The sequence below is a fragment of the Streptomyces achromogenes subsp. achromogenes genome (assembly GCF_000720835.1).
GTDB classification, from domain to species: domain Bacteria; phylum Actinomycetota; class Actinomycetes; order Streptomycetales; family Streptomycetaceae; genus Streptomyces; species Streptomyces achromogenes.
The window spans coordinates 196,347-215,089 of the sequence record NZ_JODT01000002.1 but is presented as its reverse complement, the minus strand read 5'-3'; the positions used below and the strand labels follow the sequence as shown (position 1 = coordinate 215,089).

The following is an 18,743-nucleotide window of genomic DNA, read 5'->3' as shown; positions in this document are numbered from 1 at the left end:
TCGTCGCGCTGGTTACTTGACGGCGACCGGATTGACCGGGGAGCCGACGGCGCCGGTGACGGGCAGGGGAGCGGCGGTGAGCCAGAAGTCGTACACGCCGTCGGCGGCGCAGTCCTCGGCCAGCTCCTCCAGGTCCCACATCTCGCCGATGAGCAGGCCGATATGGGGGATGGCGACCTGGTGCAGGGGCTGGAAGGCGTGCGCGAACTCGTTGGGCCGCACCTCGAACCCCCAGGTGTCGGTGGCGATCGCGGCGATCTCCGTGCGGTGCAGCCAGCCTGCCGTGGTGAACGACAGCCCCGGCGCGGGCCCGCCCGCGTAGTCGCCCCAGCCGTCGCGCCGCACCCGGGCCAGCTGACCGGTGCGTACGGTCACGATGTCCCCGCGGCCGACGCGCACCCCGTGGGCCTCGGCGGTGGCCGCCAGATGCTCCTCGGTGATCGCGAACCCGTCGGGCAGCTCACCGCCGCCCCCGATCACCCGGCCCACGTCCAGGAGCACACCCCGCCCGGCGACGCGCGCGGCCATGTGCTCGACACCGGTCACCAGGTCGCCGTCGGAGGTGACGACCCGCTCCGCCGCCCGGCCGTTCCACGCCCTGCCGTGGTCGAAGATGTGCCCGAGCCCGTCCCACTGCGTGGAGCACTGCAACGGCATCGCGATCACGTCGTCCGCGCCGCCGAACCCGTGCGGGAAACCCTGCGTGCCGAGCGCGGCGTCGGTGCCGGTGTCCAGCATGGTGTGCACCGGGTTGGTACGCCGCCGCCAGCCCTTCTGCGGGCCGTCCATGCCGAAGGACTGCGCCAGCGAGAAGCTGACGCCCCGCCGCACCAGGGCCGCGCCCTCCCGCCGTTTGGCCGCGTCGAGGAAGTTCAGCGTGCCGAGCACGTCGTCCGCGCCCCAACGCCCCCAGTTGGAGCACTCCTTGGCGGCCGCGGCGATCGCTCCCTCGGGGTCGTCTCGGTCCGGTGTCACGACGCCTCCGCCACACAGCGGGTGCGCTGCGTACCGAGTCCGGTGATCGACCCCTCCATCACGTCACCGTCGCGCAGCAGCCGCCCCCAGTGCATGCCGTTGCCGGCCGGGCTGCCGGTGAGCACCAGGTCACCGGGCAGGAGCCGGGCGGTCTGCGAGGCGTACGACACCATGCGCGCCACGTCGAAGATCATGTCCCGGGTGGACTCGTCCTGCATGGTCTCGCCGTTGAGGGTGAGCGTCACCCGCAGGTCGCCGGGGTGCGGGACCGACTCGGTGGGCACGATCCACGGGCCGAGCGGGGTGAAGCCGGGCGCGTTCTTGCTGCGCAGCCAGTCGGTGCCGATCTGCGGCATGTCCCGGCGGAAGACGGTTGCCCGGTCGGTCAGGTCGTTGGCGATCGTGTACCCCGCCACGCACCCGGACGCCTCGGCCACCGAGACCCGGTGGGCGGGCCGGCCGATCACGGCCGCCAACTCCAGCTCCCAGTCCGGCTGCTCGGCCCAGGCGGGCAGCACCACGTCGTCGTACGGGCCGGTGAGCGCGCTCGGCAGTCCGATGAACACGTACGGCAGGTCCTGCGCCGCACGGCGGTCCATGATCTCGGCGGCCTCGGCGCGCCGCTCCTCCTCGGACCGGTCGTCTCCGGGGGCCCGGTGTGCCACGTGCAGGTCGATCACGTGCTGCCGGTAGTTCGCCCCCGACTGGAACACCTGGCGCGGCTCGACCGGGGCGTGCACCCGGAACCCGTCCAGCGGCCCGCGCACCGGCTCGCCGCAGTCGGCCAGCGCCCGCAGTCTCGGCAGCGCCGACTCCCACGAGTCCAGCAGATCACGTGTGGTCAACCGATCGTCGCCGAAGGCGGCTTGGAGATCGATCACCTGGGCGTCGGCGGTCACGAGGGCGGGGAAGGCGGGCCCGTCCGGGGCCGAGAGCGTCGCGAGGGCGAACGGTCCGGCGAAGAGCGCGGACCCGGGTTCAGGTTTCACGGACATGTCCTCCTGATTGCGGTGTGACTAATCTGGACCCGTCACCCGCGATCAGGGAAATAGATTCCGTGGATGAAAGGCATCCACCGTGCCGATACCGGCCGCCCGCCGGCCGCAAGAGGACGCCCCATGAACCTGGCCAGCCTGGACCTCAACCTCGTCGTCGCCCTGCGCGCCCTCCTGGAGGAGCGCAACGTCACCCGCGCCGGGCAGCGGATCGGTCTCAGCCAGCCCGCGATGAGCGCCGCCCTCGCCCGGCTGCGCCGCCACTTCGACGACGAGCTGCTGGCCCGGGTGGGCGGCCACTACGAGCTGACCGCCCTCGGCCAGGTTCTGCTCGACCGCACCGCCACCGCCTACGACGTGCTCGAACGCCTCTTCGCCAGTCAGGCCGACTTCGACCCGGCCACGGAGGAACGCGAGTTCAAGCTGGTGGCCTCCGATTACGCCGTGGCCGTCTTCGGCACCGCGCTGGCCCGCGTGGTGCACGAGGAGGCACCCGGCATCCGGCTGTGCTTCACCCACACCCCGCCGACCGTGGTGGACGGCACCGCCACGCTGCTGAGCGCCACCGACGGCATGCTCATGCCGCACGGCGTCATCAGCGGCTTCCCGGCCACCGACCTCTACGACGACCGCTGGGTGTTCCTCGTCGCCGACGACCACCCGGGCATCGGCGACCGGCTCACCCGGCGTGACCTGGCCCGGCTGCCCTGGGTGACGTACCAGCGCACCTACGACACACCGGCGGTGCGGCAGCTCGGCATGCTCGGCATCGAGCCGCGGCCCGAGGTCTCCGTCGACAGCTTCCAGCTGCTGCCGCTGCTGGTGGCCGGCACCCGGCGTATCGCCCTGGTGCAGGCCCGCCTCGCCCGGCTGCTGTCCCCGATCGCCGCCGTCCGGGTGGTGGAGCCGCCGTACGAGCCGGTGCCGTTGCGCGAGGCCCTGTGGTGGCACCCGGTGCACACCCACGACGCCGCCCACATCTGGCTGCGCGACACCGCGGCGCGGGTCGGGGCGGCGCTCGACCGGGAGGCTTGGTGAGGGGGACCGTCCGGCCGGAGGGTCCGTGAGGCGTCCTCAGGACTCCCGCGACCGGGGCCGCCAGCCGCCGCTGACCTCCTTGACGGGCTTGTGAGGGAAGCGGCGCTCCGCGTACCGCTGAGCGTCGGAGTCCGGCAGGACGTACAGGGTCTCGATCTTGTCCTGGAGCGGGCGCAGCACCGTGTCCATGAACCGCTTGCGGTCGTCGAGGTAGGGGCCGAGGACGTCCTCCCCGGCGGGGCAGACCGCCACGCAGTAGCCGGACTTGTAGTTCGGCTTGAACGCCAGGCTCTGCCACATCGAGGCGTTCTCGGGATCGGTGACGCGGGAGCGGAAGTCGGCGGCGTCCGCGCTGTCCGCCACCGTCTGCACCCAGTCGGTGAACCCGCTCATGAACTCCCGGTAGTTGTGCGTCGCGCAGGCCAGGAAGTCGAAGTCGCCGTCCTTCGTGAGGGCGCCTATGGGGCAGGCGGCGACGCACAACTTGCAGTCGATGCAGGGGTTGTAGTCCAGCGGCTGCCCGTACGCGCTCACCTCCGCGTCCACCAGCACGGTGGCCAGCAGGACAAAGGTGCCGAACTTCGGGTGGATGACGTTGCGGTGCAGCCCCATCACACCGAGGCCCGCCGCCACGGCGACCGTCTTGTGCGCCACCACCCAGAGGCGGCCCGGGAACCGCTCCATCTCCTGCGGGAAGCCGGCCGACGGGTTCAGCGCGCGGTAGCCGGCGTCCTGCAGGGCCCGGGTGACCGCCCGGGCGGCGTGGTTGATCTGCTCGTCGGCCTGGTGGAACTCCTGGTTCGCCACGCTGCGGGCGGGCGAGCGGTAGTTGTCGCGGTTCATCCGGACCACGAGCGAGACGAGAGTGCGGGTGCCGGGCAGGGCGGTCAGCGCGTGCTCGCGTTCCCCGGCGAGGTCCGGGTGGCCGAGGCTCACCGCCGCGGCGTCGTCGGCACCGGCGGCGAGACACAGCTCCCGCAGCCACTCCGCGTCGATCACCGGCGGGGGCCCGTCCGCCGCTGCGGCGTCCCGGCGCGCGAGGACGGCCCGGACGGACGGATGGCCGGCGAGCTTCGCGGGCAGTTTCGGCCGCCCGGCTCCCTCCGTGGCATGTGACTCGCGCATCCCGGCACCCTCCCTGTGAGTTGGAATTTCAAACTCACTATGCCGGGAGAAGGGACGGATGAGCAAGATCCCGGTCACCGACGGGGGCGGGCCGGGAGCAGCAGCACCGTGTTCGAGACCGCTCCCGCCCCGGTGTTCACCGGTGCGCCTACGTCCGTCCCGGGGCTCGCGTGACGGACGTAGGCGCCCGCGGCGGTCCCGTCCAGCAGGAACGGGGAGAGGACGAACGGCACCCGGGCCGTCGTCCGCGCGCCGTCGAGGCTCCGGAAGTGCATCCACGTGGTGTCCGGCACGACCCGGCGCTGGAGCACCAGCGTCTCCTCGCGGGACCGCCGCGCCAGCAGCTCGCCCCAGTCCCCGTCGGCGACCTGGGCACCGGCGACGAAGCCCGTACCGCCGTGGCCGCGCGAGGGTTTGACGACGAGAGCGGCCCGCTCCCGCGCGGCGCGCGCCAGGACGTGCCGGCGCCGCTCGGCGGACTGCCCGGGACCCAGCCACGCCGTCCACGGCACATGCCCCAGGACCAGCGCCCGGTCAGCGGGCGCGTACAGGTCCAGATCCTCGTGCATCCAGGCCAGCACCTGCTTGGCGCTGAGCAGACACGCCGCTTCCGGCACGAACAACCGCACACTTAGGGCCCGTACCGCCTCGCGCAGCACACCGAGGGCCGCCCGGTCCGCCACCACGGAACCGACGAACTGGTTGAAGACCACATCGACGCGGTCCCCGCCCACCCACAGCCCGTCGGCGCCACCGCGCACCTCGGACAGATCCGCGACCGTCACCTCCAGCCCCACCGCCTCCGCGGCCTCCACGGCGGGCCGCAGATAGCGGCGCAGCGCACCGGCGCCGCCCAGCTTCGCCGCGATGCCCGAGGTCGCCCGCCAGGTCGGCACCAGCACCCGGCGGCGCCCGCCGTCCGGCACCGCCGCGGCGAGGGCCACCGCCCTGGCGCGCAGGGTCGACGGCGGCTCGGCCGGGACGCCGTCCGGCCGGTCGTGGCCGTCCGGCCAGCCGTGGGCGAACGCCGCACCGCGCCGCTCCAGGCCCGGGACACCGTAGATGTTGGGACCGGCGTTCAGCTCCACGAACCAGGGCCTGCCCCCGGCCACCAGCGCGTCCGGGCGGGCCATCCGCAGCAGCGCGGGGTCGGACAGCGGCTGCGCGGGGTCCAGGAGCAGCGGCTCGCGGTGGTCGTCCAGCGCCCGGCACAGCTCGCCGGCGGTCCCGGCCCGGCGCCGGCAGGCAAGGAGCGCGCACCGCAGCACGCCCGCCGCCAGTTCGCCGAACCGCTGGTAGTCCACCGCCGGGAAGACCAGCGGACGCAGCGCCTCCCAGCGGCTCGGCAGCGCGTCGAGAACCCACCAGTCGGCCTCGGCGGCGCGGCGCGGCAGCTCCGAGCGGGCCCCGGCGGGCAACCGGGGCCACAGGTCGCACAGGGTCACATCCGGGCCGCGCTCCACAACTGCCTCCCGCTCTCCATCCTGCGGCAGCGCCCGGTCCCGTGCCCGCGCGGGCTACGCCGTCGGCCGCACCAGCCCGCCCGGCTCGTCGGCCGGCGCCGCGGCCGGCGTGCGGACCATCAGGTAGGTGCACACCGCCACCACGGCCGTGCCCACGGCCCCCGTGTACAGCGCCGCGTGCAGGCCGTCGAGGAACGCGGTGTGGAACCAGCGGCGTACCGCGCCGGCGCCCGGGCCGGCGAGTGCCGCCGCCGGCCCGTGGGCCAGGGCACGGTCGGCCAGCGCGTGCGCCTGGTCCGCCGGGAGGACGGCCTCCGCCTGGCGCAGGAACGAGGCCCGCATCCGGGAGTTGAGCACCGCCCCGAGCGCCGCCACGCCGGTCACACCGCCGAGTTCGCGCAGCGTCTCGGCGATCGCGGTGGCCATGCCGGCCCGTCGGCCGCGGACCCGCTGCACGACGATGACGTTGACCGGTACGAAGGTCAGGCTCACGCACACACCGATGACCGGCAGCACCCAGCAGTACTCGAGGTAGCGCGCGTGCTCCCCGTACGAGGCGAGTCCCGCCAGCACCAGCGGGCACAGCGTGACGCCGATCAGCAGCGGCCGGAAAGCGCTCCAGCGCACGGACAGCCGGCCCGCGACGGGGCCCGTGACCACGATGAACGCGGACGCCAGCAGGAAGACGAGACCGGCCCCGGCCGGCGACCAGCCGAGGATGTACTGCAGATACAGCGACAGGAAGAAGATCGCTCCGAACAGGGCCAGACTCGTGGAGAAACCGGCCAGCGCGGCCACCGCGCAGAGCCGGTCGCGGAAGAAGGACAGGTCGATCATCGGCTCTTCGGCGCGCGCCTCCACGGCCAGCAGGGCGGGCAGCGCCACCCCGGCCGCGGTGAACCCGGCGAGGACGGCCGGGTCGGTCCAGCCTTCCGACGGCCCCTGGATCAGCGCGAAGATCAGTCCGCCGACCCCGACGGCCGCCAGCGCCTGTCCGGGCAGGTCCCAGGGACGGCTGCGGCACGGCGGCGCGTACGGCAGGAAGAACGCGCCGAACAGCAGCAGGCACACGCCGATCGGCACATTGATGAACAGCACGCTGTGCCAGCCGAACCGTTCCACGAGCGGACCGCCGATCACCGGGCCCAGGGCGAGCCCCAGGCCGGACGCGGCGCCGCGCAGCCCCAGCGCCCTGGCCCTGGTGGCGTCCTCGGGGAAGACCTGCCGCAGCAGCGCCGCGCTGGACGGCAGCAGCGCCGCGCCTCCCACGCCCTGGACGATCCGTCCGGTGACGAGCGTCGCCCAGCTGTCCGCCGTCGCCCCGAGCGCCGATCCCAGGGTGAACGCGGCCAGCCCGGCGAGGAACAGCCGGCGCCGTCCGAGCCGCTCCCCGACGATGCTGCCGGGCAGCAGGAAGGCCGCCAGGACCAGCGTGTACGAGGCCACGACCCACTCCAGGCCGCCGACGCCCACGGTCAGGTCCCTGCCGATGTCCGGCAGCGCGTTGTTCATCGCGAGGTTGTCGAGCATGACCATGAAGACGGCCACGGACTCGACGACGAGCACGGCACCGGGGCGGCGGCGCCGGGGTCTGGGCATGGCGGGGGCGGCGGGCGAGGGCGGACCGGTACGCGGCAGGGACATGGCGTCGTCCAGACGGGGAGAGGGGCGGGGGACACGGGACGGCGGGGGCGGGCCGGGCGGAGTCGGGCCGACGGGCTCGCGCCGGGCGGATCCGATCAGCGGACCCGCTCGGCGAGGAGTCGTCGTACCCGGTCGAGGGCCTGAGCGGGATGGCGGTGACAGCCGTGCCTTTCCCGCCGGTCGCGGCAGACGAGTTCCGGATACCGTCCGAAGAATTCCGCGCCCGAACCGGGCTGATGGGCTGCTGCCCCGGGGAAATGGACTGCGATCACCCGGCAAAAGGTACGCGGTCCACGCCCGGACACAGACCGATGACGGCGAAGATCACTGACAGAGGTGAGGCGCGTTCCCTCGGCAGGCATCATGCGGATGATCGGACAACCTGCCGAAAGGACAAGTGCGTTGATCGCGAGTGATCGGACTATGTGCCGTATAGAACAAACAGGATCACCATCATGACGATGGCCTGTTCTCCCGGGGCAATTCCGCCCGGGGGCGGTTCCCGCTTTCTTGCGTAGGATCGTTAAGGGCGGCCCATACCCCGCGACCTCGGCGCGGGCCGTACGCCGCCGACCGGTGAGCCGGAGCCGGTGCCTGACCGGGCCGGCATGCGACAACTCTTTGTACGTGCGTCCGTACTGGAGCACTCACATGACCAAGCGCGACACGGGCCGGTCCTCGGCCGGCCCCCGACCGGCCGCACGGCGGACCCTCACACCCGGGGTGACCGCCGGTGACTGGGGGCTCCTCCTCCTCAGACTGACCTTCGGGCTCATCATGGCGGGCCACGGCGCCCAGAAACTGTTCGGCCTGTTCGGCGGGCCGGGGCTGACCGCCACCGGCAAGGGATTCGCCGGCCTCGGCTATCACCCGGGGAAGCTGTTCGCGGTGATCGCCGGCCTCTCCGAGTTCCTCGGCGGCCTCGGCCTGGCCGTCGGACTCTTCACCCCGCTCGCGGCCGCCGCGCTGATCGGAGTGATGATCAACGCGATGGCGACGGTGACCGCGGCGCACGGCCTGTGGGAAACGGACGGCGGCGTCGAGTACAACGTGGGCATCGCCGTCGTCGCGCTGGCCGTGGCCGCGACCGGCCCGGGCCGACTGGCCCTCGACCGCTTCTTCCCCTGGCGCACCGGCGGCTGGCCCGAAGCCGGCGTCGCCCTCGGACTGGGCGGCATCGGCGCCGCGATCACCCTGAGCCTGTGAGGGCCGGCGGCCGGACGGCTGCTCCCGGACACGTCCCAGGCCGATCAGAGCTGGGCGCGCACCCACCGTGGGTCGGGATTGACGTACGGCATGCCCGCCACCACCACGGTCGGCACGGTCTCGGCGCCGCCGTTGACCGCGCGCACCGCCGCCGCGCCGGCCGGGTCACGCCAGATGTCGACCCAGTGCAGCCGACGGGCGTCCCGGCCCAGCCGGAAGCGCAGGCGCAGGCAGTACTTGCACCCCGCCCGCCAGTAGACGATCGGCCGGCCGTCGACCGCGCCGAGCTCCCGCGCCCGCACCGCACCGACCGGCCGCGGGAACACCAGCGGGGAGTGCACCACCGCGAGCAGCGCGAACACCAGCCACACCGCGACGGCCGGTCCGACGGACCCGTCCACGGCCCGCACGGCCGCGACGAGCGAGCCGCAGCCGGTGAACAGGACGGGCAGGTACCAGGCGCGCATCATGATCAGGCAGCCTATCGGCGGGGGCGGGTTCAGCGGGCCGGGCAAAGAGCAGGTCAGCCGGTGTGGCCGAGGCGGGTGGCGTCGTCGTAGGACTCGCGGGCCTCGACGAGTTCCTCCCAGTGCCGCTCGGCCCAGGCGCAGGCGACCGCAATCACTCCGAGCAGGCTACGGCCCAGGGGGGTCAGCTCGTATTCCACATGCGGAGTGCCCTGTGCGTAGACGGTGCGCTTGATCAGACCGTCCCGCTCCAGGGATCGCAGCGACCGGGTGAGGACCTTGGGCGTGACGCGCCTGAGCGGCACGCGCAACTCCGAGAAGCGGCGCGGTCCGTGCTCCAGGCAGCGGATGACGAGCCCCGCCCACTTGTCGCCGAACCGGATCGGGCTGAGCGACGAAGGGCACAGTTTGTCGAACATGTCGGCGGGCAGCGGTTCCCTCATGCCGTCACGATAGCCGCGAACACCGGTATCCCCTTGGTAACCAAGGCCGTTGCTAGCGTCGGCGCACCGACCGGGCGCACGGGACCCGGCCCTGGTGAGAGGCGGTTCCTCATGAACATCGTGGTCTTCGGCGCGGGCGGCCGGGCCGGGCGGCAGGTCGTCGCCGAGGCACGGCGGCGCGGCCACCGGGTCACCGCCGTGGTGCGCGACCCCGAGCGCCACAGCGACCTCGCCGACGTACGGCTGGTGGCGGGCGACGTCACCGACGCGAGCGGCGTCGCCCACGTGGCGGCCGGGCACGATGCCGCCCTCAGCGCCGCCGTGGACCTGTCCGTCCCGCCGTACGACTTCTTCACCGCCTCGGCCCGCGCCCTGGCCGCGGGCCTGGCCCGGGCCGAGGTGCGCCGGCTGGTCGTGGTCGGCATCGCCTCCGTCCTGCCCGGGACGTCGGGCGTGCCCCTGATGGACGAGCCCGGCTTTCCGGGCGAGTACCGCCCGTTCTCCCTGGGCCACGCGGCGGGCCTCGACGAACTGCGCGCTTGCGACCTCGACTGGGCCTACGTGGCACCCGCGGGCGACTTCGACCACGACGGCGCGCGCACCGGCCGGTACCGGATCGCCGACCATGGTGACCCGGCGTGCCGGATCACCTACGCGGACTTCGCGCTCGCCCTGCTGGACGAGATCGAGACGCCCCGCCACCACCAGACGGTGGTCGCGGTACGGGAACAGTCGGCGGCGATGCCGTCGTAACCCCTGGCCGCCGCCCGGGGGCACGCCGTCCGGCACGGCCTTCTGCCGCCCGTCAGGTCGTGTGCGGGCAGGCGCTCAAGGCGGTTCGAGGCGCCGTCCCCGGAACCGAGGCCGGGCACCCGCCGGCCGTGTCTTCGGCGCGCGGAGAACCGGTCGGCGGCGGATCCCGCGCGCCGCTTCCGACCCGGGGTGCCGCTTCCCGAGCCTCCTCCGCAGGTGAAGAGTGGCCCCGTGGCCACCACCGACACGAGCGCGCACTCCCGCCGATCCGCCCGGCCCCGGCGTGACGCGGAGCGGCCCGCACCGGGCCGAAGGGCCTTGGTCCGGTGCGGGCCGATCCCGGCGACGCCTCCGCGGGGGCCGGTCAGACCGCCTTCGAAGGCTGCGGGGTGTGCTCGGGAGCGAGCGGGGTCGCGGTGGTGTTCCGGCGGGGCGGGGCCAGCGCGGCGAAGATGGCCACCGCGCCGATCGCGCACACCGCGGCCGTTCCGTACAGGGCGAGGTGCAGGGCGTGGGTGAAGCCGTCGGCCAGCACGGCCGGGCGGCCCCCGGACAGGTCGCCCGCGGCGACCTTCGCGGCCAGTTCCCGTGATCCGACACGGGTGTCGATGAGACTGACCAGGACCGCGCCGTACACGGCGATGACGATGGCCTCGCTGCCGATGCGCATGGTGTTGAGGAACCCGGTGGCCATCCCGGCCTGTTCGGGCTCGACGAGGCTCATCGCCGCACCGTCGCCCACGCCGAACGACACTCCGGCGCCCAGCCCGGTCATCAGCAGCGGACCGGCGATCGCGGCGACGGAACCACCGGGGCCGATCACGGTGAGCCACGCGTTTCCGCCGGCGAACATCAGCAGGGACGCCGTGATCAGCGTACGGGGGGACACGCCCCGGTTGACCAGGCCCCCGGACAGCGGCGGGGCCAGCAGCACCGGCGCGGTCATCAACAGCAGGACCGTTCCGGCTCGTTGGGCGGAGAAGCCGCTCGCCCCCACGAGATAGGTGGGCAGGTACGTCAGCAGCGTCACGAAGCCGAACGTGGACACCACGGGCACCATGCACAACGCGAAGAACCGCCGGTTACGCACCAGCGTCAGATCGAGGACCGGGGCCGCCGAACGCGACTGCAGCACGACGAACAGCACCAGCAGACCCGCGCCGACGGCGAGCAGAGCCGCCACACCGGGGCTCGCCCAGCCCCATTGCGGACCCTGGACCGCGCCCAGGACGAGCAGGCCGAGGCCCGCGACGAACACCAGCGCGCCGGTCGCGTCCAGCCGGGGACGCCGTGGGGCGCGGGACTCGGCGACGAAGCCGATGCCGGTCAACGCGACGGCGAGCAAGGCCGCGTGCAGACCGAACGTGGCACGCCACCCGAGCGTGCCGACCAGCCACCCCGACAGGGTCGGTCCCACCGCCAGCCCGACACCGGCGGCACTGCCGAGGGCCGCGAAGGCACGGGTGCGGGCGGCTCCGTCGAAGGCCGTGGCCAGGATCGCGCCACCGCTGGCGAACACCCCCGCCGCGCCGATGCCCGACAGGGCACGGGCGAGGTCCAGCAGGACGACACCGGGTGCCACCGCCGCGGCCAGCGAACCGACGGCGAACACCACCGACCCCGTCGCGAAGGCCCGCCGGCGCCCGACCAGGTCGGCCGCGGACCCGGCGACCAGCATGAACGAGGCGAACGTCAGGTTGTAGGCGTTCATGACCCATTGCAGGGGCGCGCCCGCGGTGTGCAGGTCCTCGCCGATGCCGGGCAGCGCGACCGCCGCTCCGGAGATGGACATCGGCACGGTGGCGAAGGCCAGTAAGACCACGGCCAGCGTGATCGCCGGACGTGAGCGGCCCGCGGAAACGGAAGTCACGAGGGAGTGCTCCTTCAGGAGACGGCAAGAGGTGGCGCCGGATGGCCACTTGGGTGACAGTGCCACTGAGTGGCATTAGCTGTCAAAGGGCAACCGCGTCCGGGTGGTAGGCTCATAACGTGAGTGACGATCTGCGTGAACTGCCGCTACGGGAACGGAAGAAGCTGCGCACGCGCCGCGCCCTGGCCGAGACCGCGCTCCGCCTGTTCACCGAACACGGCTATGACGCCACCACGCTCGACGACCTGTGCGACGCGGTGGAGGTGTCCAAGCGCACCTTCTTCCGGAACTACCGGTCCAAGGAGGACGTCGCGCTCGCCGCCGACAGCGACCTGTGGTCGGCGTATCTGGACCGCGTGGCCGTCGCGAAGCTGGACGGCCCGCTCCTCGAAGCGCTCCGAGTGGCCCTGAACGCCACCCTGGAGGACATGGACCCGGACTGGGAGCGCCGCTTCCTGGCCACCCGCGAGCTGTCGGAGTCCGTTCCCGTACTGCAGTCGCACAGCCTGGGGTACTGCCAGGACACCACCCGGGCCATGGTCGAGACGCTGGCCGGCCGCTCCGGCACCGGTGTGGACGAGCCGTGCCTCCGGCTCACCGTGGAGATCTTCGTCGCCTCCTGGCGCACGGCGTGCCTGCGCTGGACGGCTCAGGGCGGCCAGGGGGGCCGCGACGGCCTGACGGACCTCATCGAGCGAACCTTCGCCCTGCTCCCCGACGCCCTCACCTGTACCGCCTAGGCTCCGCCGACTCCCCGACGGACCCCTGACGCACGTCGGCGCAGGCAACACCCTCCGCCCCGGCCTCGCACTCGGCGGCGCGCCGAGGGCGCTGGAAGCGGCGCCCCTCCGCCCCGGCCGCTCACCTCGGGCGGAGTCGGGTGGAGGGGGAGAGTACCCAGCATGTCCACGGGGACGTGCTGGTGCGGCTGGACGGTGACCGGGCGGAGGTCACCGCCGGACAGCTCGTGTACTTCTACCGGGACGGTGAACCGCCCCACCGCACCGCCGGGCTGCGTCTGGCCTGCGTCACCGTACGGACTCCGGCGGGCTGGCGGATCGGGGAGATGCGCATCACGCTCGCCTGGACGCAGGAGCGCTGACCCGGCGGGTCAGGGCCGGCGCCCGGTCTGGTCGTCGAAGAGCGAGTGGGCGTGCGTATAGCGCTGGACGGCCGCGTCGCCTCCCGCGGCGGCTTCCTGGGAGGCGACGTCGGCCCATTCCGTGACGACGATGGTCCGCTCGCCGTCGGGCGTCGCATGGAGGTGCGCCGCGAGCAGGCCCGGCGCCGGGGCGGTCGCGGTCTCCACGTCGCCGGCCGCCACCGTGTGCACGGCGAAGAGACCGGCCGGCCGCTTCTCGTCGTGGACGACGCTGCGCACGAGGCGGGTCCGGATCAGCCCGGGGCGCTCGATGCCGGGCACCAGCGCGTCGACGCGGCTGACGACCTCGGTGCGACGGGCGCGGGCCCAGGCCAGGTGGTCGTCGTCGCTGGTCCACTGCGCGTAGAAGAAGAGGCCGGTGCCGTCCAGGGAGAGGAAGACGTGCTGCGCCAGCCGCCCGGAGGGCGCCTGTGCCGCAGCCCACTCGTGGAGCAGGGCGTCGACCGCCGCGCGTGACCGCTCGGCGGTCCCCGTGAGCCACTCGCTCATCAGCGTGGTGCCGGCGGAAGGGTGATGAAGGTCCTGCAAACGTGTCATGACTCAGGACTCTCGTACCTCAAGTGCTCTTGAGGTCAAGGGCGCGTTCCGGGGCGGAAGGCCGGCCGTGGACAAGCGGGCAGGGTGCCGGCCGTCCGCCGACGGCAGAAGGCGCGAAGATCACCCTGGCGGAAATGCGGGAGACGGCTCTGTAAGAGGCGAACCCCCGCCGCGCCCCTCGGCTAACATGATCGAACTTATGACGAGCGCACCCAACGCTCGTCATTCACCAGAAAACCGTGCTATCCGGCGCGAAAATCACCTAAATAAACAACACCTAACAAATCGGCCAGAGAATTGATACCTATACCAACACGGGTACCTACCCAGAAAAAGGGCGGAACCGAGGTCGCCCCGTGGCGCCGGCCACGGGTGATCCTCTGGGCCGCGGCGGCTGTGACGACTCTCGGTTTCCTCGTCGCACTGGAGATCACCGCGCGGCACTACGGTCTGCGGGGGCCGCTCACCACCGAGGCGCGGGAGCTGATATTCCCGCCCAAGTCGGGATTCCTGCTGTACGCCAGCATGGGCCTGATGACGGTGGTGCTCACCTGGCGGCAGCGCCTCATCGCCGCCGGTGTCGCGGTCGGCATCGACGCCGTCCTCCTGCTGGTGCGATGGGCGTCCGGCTACCACTACGACCTGGACGAGGGCCACCCCTTCGGCAACGGCGCGCTGTGGGTGCTCCTGGGCGCGGCGGTCGTCGCCGTCACGCGCCGCACGGGACAGGAGCGTGCCCTCCTGCTGAAGGGCGTCGGACTGGGACTGCTGCTCATGGCCGGCCGCAAGACCGGTGACACCTGGCTGCTCATCACGTCGAAGAGCCGGCCGACCGTGCTCGACCAGTACGTGGCGACCGCCGACCACGCGCTCGGCAACCCTTCGTGGCTGGTCGGCCGCTTGGTGAACGCCAGCGGCCCGGTCGGCACGCACCTGCTCGACTACGTCTACGCGCAGCTCGCGGTGGCCGCGGTCGTCGTCGCCCTGTACCAGTTGCGCAACGTGGCGAGCGAGCGTCGCTTCCCGCGTCACCACCTGGTGCGCACCTTCCTGGTGATCGGCCTCCTCGGCCCGGGCATCTACATGATCTTCCCCGTGGTCGGACCGATCTTCGCCTACGGCCCGGGCGCCTCCGGCACCGGCGGTCTGGAATGGGCGGCGGCCAACCTCTGGCCCCACACACCGACGCCGGTCACCACACCGCACCCGATGCTGTACGACGGGATCACCCCCCGCAACTGCATGCCCAGCCTGCACACGGCCTGGGCCACCGCCATTTTCATCCACTCCCGCAAGGGCCCGCGTCTGCTGCGGTACGGGGGCGCGTTCTGGCTGGTCGCCACGCTCGCCGCGACCCTGGGATTCGGCTACCACTACGGCGCCGACATCGTCGCCGGCGTGGTGTTCACGCTCACGATCGAGGCCGCGCTGCGCTCGCAGGCACGGGGCTGGGACCGGTCCGGGACCCGGCTGGTCGCCCACGGCACGACGGTCTTCGTGGTGCTCCTGCTGGCGTACCGCTACCTGCCCCTGGAGATGGCCCGCCTTCCCTGGCTGTTCGGGCCGCTCGTCATCCTGGCGATGCTCTCGGTGCTCTACGGCTATCTGCGGACCACCTCGCGGTGGGAACCGAAGCCCGTGCCGGCGCCCCGAGCGGAACCGCAGCCCGAACCGGTGTGAACCATGCCCTGGCACCGGACGTACGAGCCCGGGGTCGGCACCGGAACCGCGGCGACGGCGACCGCCGCCGGCCGGATCACCGACCCCGGCGGTCGCCGCGGCCGGCGCACGACCGCCTGACCCCTCCGCGTCACACTCGCGATGACCGGCCCGACCCGCCCGCCCTTCTCGCAGGCCGGCGGACCGGAACCCGAGAGGTTTCCGCTTCGGTCGGTCCGCCACTTCGACATCACGACCGTCCCGCGGGCGCGCTCCGCGTCAGATCCCCAGGTGGGAGAGCACCGCGGTCATGGCACGGGTGACCGCCTCACGGGACTCGTCCATCGGGCCGTGCAGCTCGAAGCCGTGGGCGCCGTGCGGTACGTCGATGATCTGCACCGGGGTCCCGGCCTCCGCCGCCGCCTCCAGGAACCGTTCCACCGTGGCGGCGATCTGCGGGGTCTCCAGGCCCGCCCGGGTGAGCAGGAGCGCGGGCGGCTCCGCTCCGCCGGCCCGGAGCGCCTCGGCCGGCCGGAAGCGCGGGGGGACGGCCCCCCAGCCGGGCAGCGGGGCAAGGATGGGGTAGGTCAGGGCGACGCAGCGCAGCCACTCGGGCGGACCGGTGAGCCAGTCGGTGACGAGCAGCCCGGCGCCCGAGAAGAACCACAGCGCGATCCGCTCCGGGTCCACGCGCGGATCGGCCCGCAGCAGTGCGACGGCCTCGGTCACGTCGTCCGCCGCGCGCGGGTAGGCGGTGAGGCCGTGCAGGCGGTGCTCCACGACGGCGCCCACCGCGCCCAGGCTCGCCGCGAGGCGGGCGTAACCCACGTAGAACGGCCAGTCACGGGGCGCCGGGACGAGGTCGGGCGACAGCGGGCCGCCGTGCACGAACAGCACCGCCGGCCGGGGCGCGTCGGTTTCCCCCGGTTCCGGCAGATGCAGGTCCACGTGGCCGCTTCGCACCCGTGGCCGCTCCGGGACGTCCAGCAGGAACGGGCGCAGGAAGCCGGGCTCGCCCTCGGGCGGGGTCAGCCTGTGACCCTCGTCCGCGGCGGCGCGGCACAGCACCTCGGTCAGCTCCCGCGGCGCGGACAGCATCGGCCAGTGGCCGGTGGCCAGTTCGAAGAAGCCCACCCGCGGGTCGGCGAGCTTCCGCAGCTGCGGCGGGCCGACGCGCACCAGCTCCTGGATCCCCTCGATGGTCGTCCCCCCGGCCGTGCACAGCACCGCGCTGACCGGCACGCCCGCCGCCGCGCCGGTCAGCCGCAGCGGCTGGGTCAGCGTGCGGGGCGGCTGGGCGACGGCCAGAGCGCTCAGGAACTCCAGCTGCTCTGCCGTAAGGCCCTCCGTGCTGCCCCAGCGCTGCCAGTCCCGCGGCCCGGGCGGCGGGACGGGCCCCGGGTCGCCGCCGGCCCCCAGCAGCTGGTGCACCTCGGGGTCCGGTACGAGGGCCAGGGCCGGGTCGCCGTGCTGCGGCAGCCCCGCGTCCAGGTACACGACGCGGGCCACCCGCTCCGGGCGCAGGTCGGCCGCGCCGAGCACCGGATGGATGCCGTAGTCGTGGCCGACCAGCACCACCCGCGGCACGTCGAGGGAGTCGATCAGCCGGACCACGTCCCCGACCTGCGTCTCCAGGTCGGCTTCCGGCCGCATGTCCAGCGTCACCGGGTAGGCCCCGGCACCCTTCCGCCGCAGCGGGCCCACCACCGCGTCCCAGATCCGCCCGTCGGTGAACGGGCCGGAGACCAGCACAAACGCAGACATCAGCGCCTCCAGACAAGTAGGTCGTCGCGGGTAACGTAGGAACTCCCCCTGAGGGAGGTTCAACCTGTGTCACCGGACGGCACCCTGAGCATCGGCGACCTGGCCGCGCGGGCCCGCACCACGGTCAAGACCATCCGCTTCTACTCCGACCAGGGCCTGCTGCCCGAAGCGGCCCGCAGCAGCGGCGGCCACCGGCGCTACGGGCCGGACGCCCTGGCCCGGCTGCGGACCATCCGGTCGCTGCGCGCCCTCGACGTCCCCGTGCCCGAGATCAAGCGGGTCCTGGAATCCGGTGACGGCCCGGAGCCCGACGGCGGCGGCCTGGAAGCCGTGGTGGCACGGCGGTTGGACGACATCGGCGGTCAACTCGCCGTCCTGCGCTGGCGGGAGGCCGCGCTGCGGGCGCTGCAGGAGAGCGAGCCAGGGCAGTTGGCGGAGCGCCTGGAGCTGATCGGCGCGGTCAGCGTCCCGCCCGACACCTCCGCGATCGTCCACTACTGGCGCCGGCTGCTGCCCATCCGGCTGTCCGCCCGGCTCCGCTCCGCGATCACCGAGGCGGCCGTTCCCCGGCCACCCGCCGACCCCACCCCCGACGAGGTCCTCGCCTTCGCCCGCGTGCACGCGCTGGCCACGGCCGCCACCGACCACTGCCTCGCCGATCACCGGCCCGTCACCGAGACACACCCGGACCTGCTCTACGACGGCCTGCACGAGGCCCACCGACTGGTGGAGGCCGCCCTACGGGCCGGTCGCGCCCCGGGCCCGGGCGAGGCCCTGGACTGCTACGCCGCCGCCTACGCACGGGCCGCCGGCACCCGGGACACCCCCGCCTTCCGCCGGGCACTGGCGGCCCGCCTCGCCGCGGCGGACCACCCGGTGATGCGGCGCTACTGGCACCTGGCGGGGACACTGATCCCCGGCCTCACCCTCGGCGCGGCCGACGCCTGGCTGCGCGACGCGCTGGCCGCGGACACGGCGGCGGGCTGAGCCTCCCGGCCCGGCCGGGCGGTTCAGTTCGTCCACTCCCGGGCGAGCACCGCGTAGACGTACTCACTGCCCCAGCGCTCCCCGTCCAGGTCGTTCTCGACCAGATGGGCCTCGCGGCGCATCCCGAGACGCTCGCACACCCGCGCCGACGCCGTGTTGAGGGTGTCGAGCCGGGCGAAGACCCGATGGGCGTTCAACTGCCCGAAGGCCACCGAGAGCAGCGCGCCCGCCGCCTCGGTGGCGTAACCCCGCCCCGCGTGACGGGGGTCGAAGACCCAGCCGATCTCGGCCTGCCGCGCGTGCGCACTGGTGAGGGTGAGGACCACCTCGCCGACGACACCGGGCTCCTCCCTCCGGCACACGGCCAGCAGCAGCGTGTCACCGTCCGTCCGCCAGTCGGTGCCCCGGGCCCGGGCCGCGATGGACTCGGCGCAGCCCTCGCGGGTGAGCGGCGGACGGTACAGGTAGCGCGCCACCTCCGGCAGGCACTGGTAGGCGTACCGGTCCTCGGCATCGGCGGGCGTGAACAGCCGCAGCACCAGCCGGTCGGTGACGACGGGTGCCGTGACGTGCTGCGCGGTGTTCTTCGAGACGGCGGTCATCGCGCTCCCCCATGTACTGCTGCTGTACTGCTGCCCGGCCTGCCTGCCGCGCC

The 18,743-nt window shown here is 73.3% G+C and carries 17 protein-coding genes and 1 pseudogene; 7 read left to right on the top strand and 11 right to left on the bottom strand.

What is annotated here, in order from left to right; genetic code table 11:
• Window positions 1-12: 12 nt before the first annotated feature.
• The gene (locus tag IH25_RS0102800; protein ID WP_030602231.1) at window positions 13-975 is read right to left on the bottom strand and encodes a cyclase family protein; all 963 of its coding nucleotides are present in this window, start codon (window positions 973-975) and stop codon (window positions 13-15) included.
• Window positions 972-1,970, bottom strand: coding sequence for a fumarylacetoacetate hydrolase family protein (locus tag IH25_RS0102795; protein ID WP_030602227.1), 999 nt, complete (start codon window positions 1,968-1,970; stop codon window positions 972-974). Before IH25_RS0102795 ends, IH25_RS0102800 begins: the two co-directional genes overlap by 4 nt.
• Window positions 1,971-2,093: 123 nt before the next feature.
• On the opposite strand from IH25_RS0102795, the gene IH25_RS0102790 reads away from it, so the two are divergent.
• Entirely contained in the window at window positions 2,094-3,008 is a 915-nt protein-coding gene (locus IH25_RS0102790) for a LysR family transcriptional regulator (RefSeq protein WP_030602224.1), read from the top strand.
• A gap of 36 nt (window positions 3,009-3,044) precedes the next feature.
• Here the strand turns inward: IH25_RS0102790 and IH25_RS0102785 are convergent, their stop codons facing one another.
• The 3 genes from IH25_RS0102785 to IH25_RS0102775 all read right to left on the bottom strand — a co-directional run bounded on the left by IH25_RS0102785 (window position 3,045) and on the right by IH25_RS0102775 (window position 7,240).
• The gene (locus IH25_RS0102785) at window positions 3,045-4,133 is read right to left on the bottom strand and encodes a 4Fe-4S binding protein (protein ID WP_051753686.1); all 1,089 of its coding nucleotides are present in this window, start codon (window positions 4,131-4,133) and stop codon (window positions 3,045-3,047) included.
• A gap of 74 nt (window positions 4,134-4,207) precedes the next feature.
• Window positions 4,208-5,596 (bottom strand): hypothetical protein, encoded by a 1,389-nt coding sequence (locus IH25_RS37265; protein ID WP_037654180.1) that lies wholly within the window; start codon window positions 5,594-5,596, stop codon window positions 4,208-4,210.
• A 54-nt stretch (window positions 5,597-5,650) separates the two neighbouring features.
• The gene (locus tag IH25_RS0102775; RefSeq protein ID WP_051753683.1) at window positions 5,651-7,240 is read right to left on the bottom strand and encodes a DHA2 family efflux MFS transporter permease subunit; all 1,590 of its coding nucleotides are present in this window, start codon (window positions 7,238-7,240) and stop codon (window positions 5,651-5,653) included.
• Window positions 7,241-7,891: 651 nt separating this feature from the next.
• On the opposite strand from IH25_RS0102775, the gene IH25_RS0102770 reads away from it, so the two are divergent.
• Entirely contained in the window at window positions 7,892-8,446 is a 555-nt protein-coding gene (locus IH25_RS0102770) for a DoxX family protein (protein ID WP_078844101.1), read from the top strand.
• Window positions 8,447-8,490: 44 nt separating this feature from the next.
• Here the strand turns inward: IH25_RS0102770 and IH25_RS0102765 are convergent, their stop codons facing one another.
• Both IH25_RS0102765 and IH25_RS0102760 read right to left on the bottom strand, forming a co-directional pair.
• The gene (locus tag IH25_RS0102765; protein ID WP_030602210.1) at window positions 8,491-8,916 is read right to left on the bottom strand and encodes a glutaredoxin domain-containing protein; all 426 of its coding nucleotides are present in this window, start codon (window positions 8,914-8,916) and stop codon (window positions 8,491-8,493) included.
• Between the two features lie 53 nt (window positions 8,917-8,969).
• Window positions 8,970-9,356 carry a winged helix-turn-helix transcriptional regulator gene (locus IH25_RS0102760; protein ID WP_030602208.1) on the bottom strand — a complete coding sequence of 129 codons (387 nt, stop codon included), beginning with the start codon at window positions 9,354-9,356 and terminating at the stop codon, window positions 8,970-8,972.
• 111 nt (window positions 9,357-9,467) lie between these two features.
• Here IH25_RS0102760 and IH25_RS0102755 point away from each other — a divergent pair, with 111 nt between their 5' ends.
• On the top strand, window positions 9,468-10,109 hold the full coding sequence (locus IH25_RS0102755) for an NAD(P)-dependent oxidoreductase (protein ID WP_030602205.1): 642 nt from the start codon (window positions 9,468-9,470) through the stop codon (window positions 10,107-10,109).
• 364 nt (window positions 10,110-10,473) lie between these two features.
• On the opposite strand, the gene IH25_RS0102750 is transcribed toward IH25_RS0102755, so the two are convergent.
• Entirely contained in the window at window positions 10,474-11,979 is a 1,506-nt protein-coding gene (locus IH25_RS0102750) for an MFS transporter (RefSeq protein WP_063755124.1), read from the bottom strand.
• 119 nt (window positions 11,980-12,098) lie between these two features.
• On the opposite strand from IH25_RS0102750, the gene IH25_RS0102745 reads away from it, so the two are divergent.
• Entirely contained in the window at window positions 12,099-12,719 is a 621-nt protein-coding gene (locus IH25_RS0102745; RefSeq protein WP_030602199.1) for a TetR/AcrR family transcriptional regulator, read from the top strand.
• 122 nt (window positions 12,720-12,841) lie between these two features.
• Window positions 12,842-13,081 (top strand): annotated as a pseudogene (locus tag IH25_RS0102740) (nuclear transport factor 2 family protein); the annotation flags it as partial.
• Window positions 13,082-13,090: 9 nt separating this feature from the next.
• Here IH25_RS0102740 and IH25_RS0102735 read toward each other — a convergent pair.
• On the bottom strand, window positions 13,091-13,678 hold the full coding sequence (locus IH25_RS0102735) for an antibiotic biosynthesis monooxygenase (RefSeq protein ID WP_107058308.1): 588 nt from the start codon (window positions 13,676-13,678) through the stop codon (window positions 13,091-13,093).
• A gap of 375 nt (window positions 13,679-14,053) precedes the next feature.
• Here IH25_RS0102735 and IH25_RS0102730 point away from each other — a divergent pair, with 375 nt between their 5' ends.
• The gene (locus tag IH25_RS0102730) at window positions 14,054-15,358 is read left to right on the top strand and encodes a phosphatase PAP2 family protein (protein WP_167346008.1); all 1,305 of its coding nucleotides are present in this window, start codon (window positions 14,054-14,056) and stop codon (window positions 15,356-15,358) included.
• Between the two features lie 258 nt (window positions 15,359-15,616).
• On the opposite strand, the gene IH25_RS0102720 is transcribed toward IH25_RS0102730, so the two are convergent.
• Complete coding sequence (locus IH25_RS0102720) at window positions 15,617-17,101, bottom strand: alpha/beta hydrolase (RefSeq protein WP_030602185.1); 1,485 nt, start codon at window positions 17,099-17,101, stop codon at window positions 15,617-15,619.
• A 66-nt stretch (window positions 17,102-17,167) separates the two neighbouring features.
• On the opposite strand from IH25_RS0102720, the gene IH25_RS0102715 reads away from it, so the two are divergent.
• Window positions 17,168-18,088: a MerR family transcriptional regulator gene (locus tag IH25_RS0102715; RefSeq protein ID WP_030602182.1), complete on the top strand. Its 921-nt coding sequence runs from the start codon at window positions 17,168-17,170 to the stop codon at window positions 18,086-18,088.
• Between the two features lie 23 nt (window positions 18,089-18,111).
• Here the strand turns inward: IH25_RS0102715 and IH25_RS0102710 are convergent, their stop codons facing one another.
• On the bottom strand, window positions 18,112-18,690 hold the full coding sequence (locus IH25_RS0102710; protein ID WP_030602178.1) for a GNAT family N-acetyltransferase: 579 nt from the start codon (window positions 18,688-18,690) through the stop codon (window positions 18,112-18,114).
• Window positions 18,691-18,743: the final 53 nt, after the last annotated feature.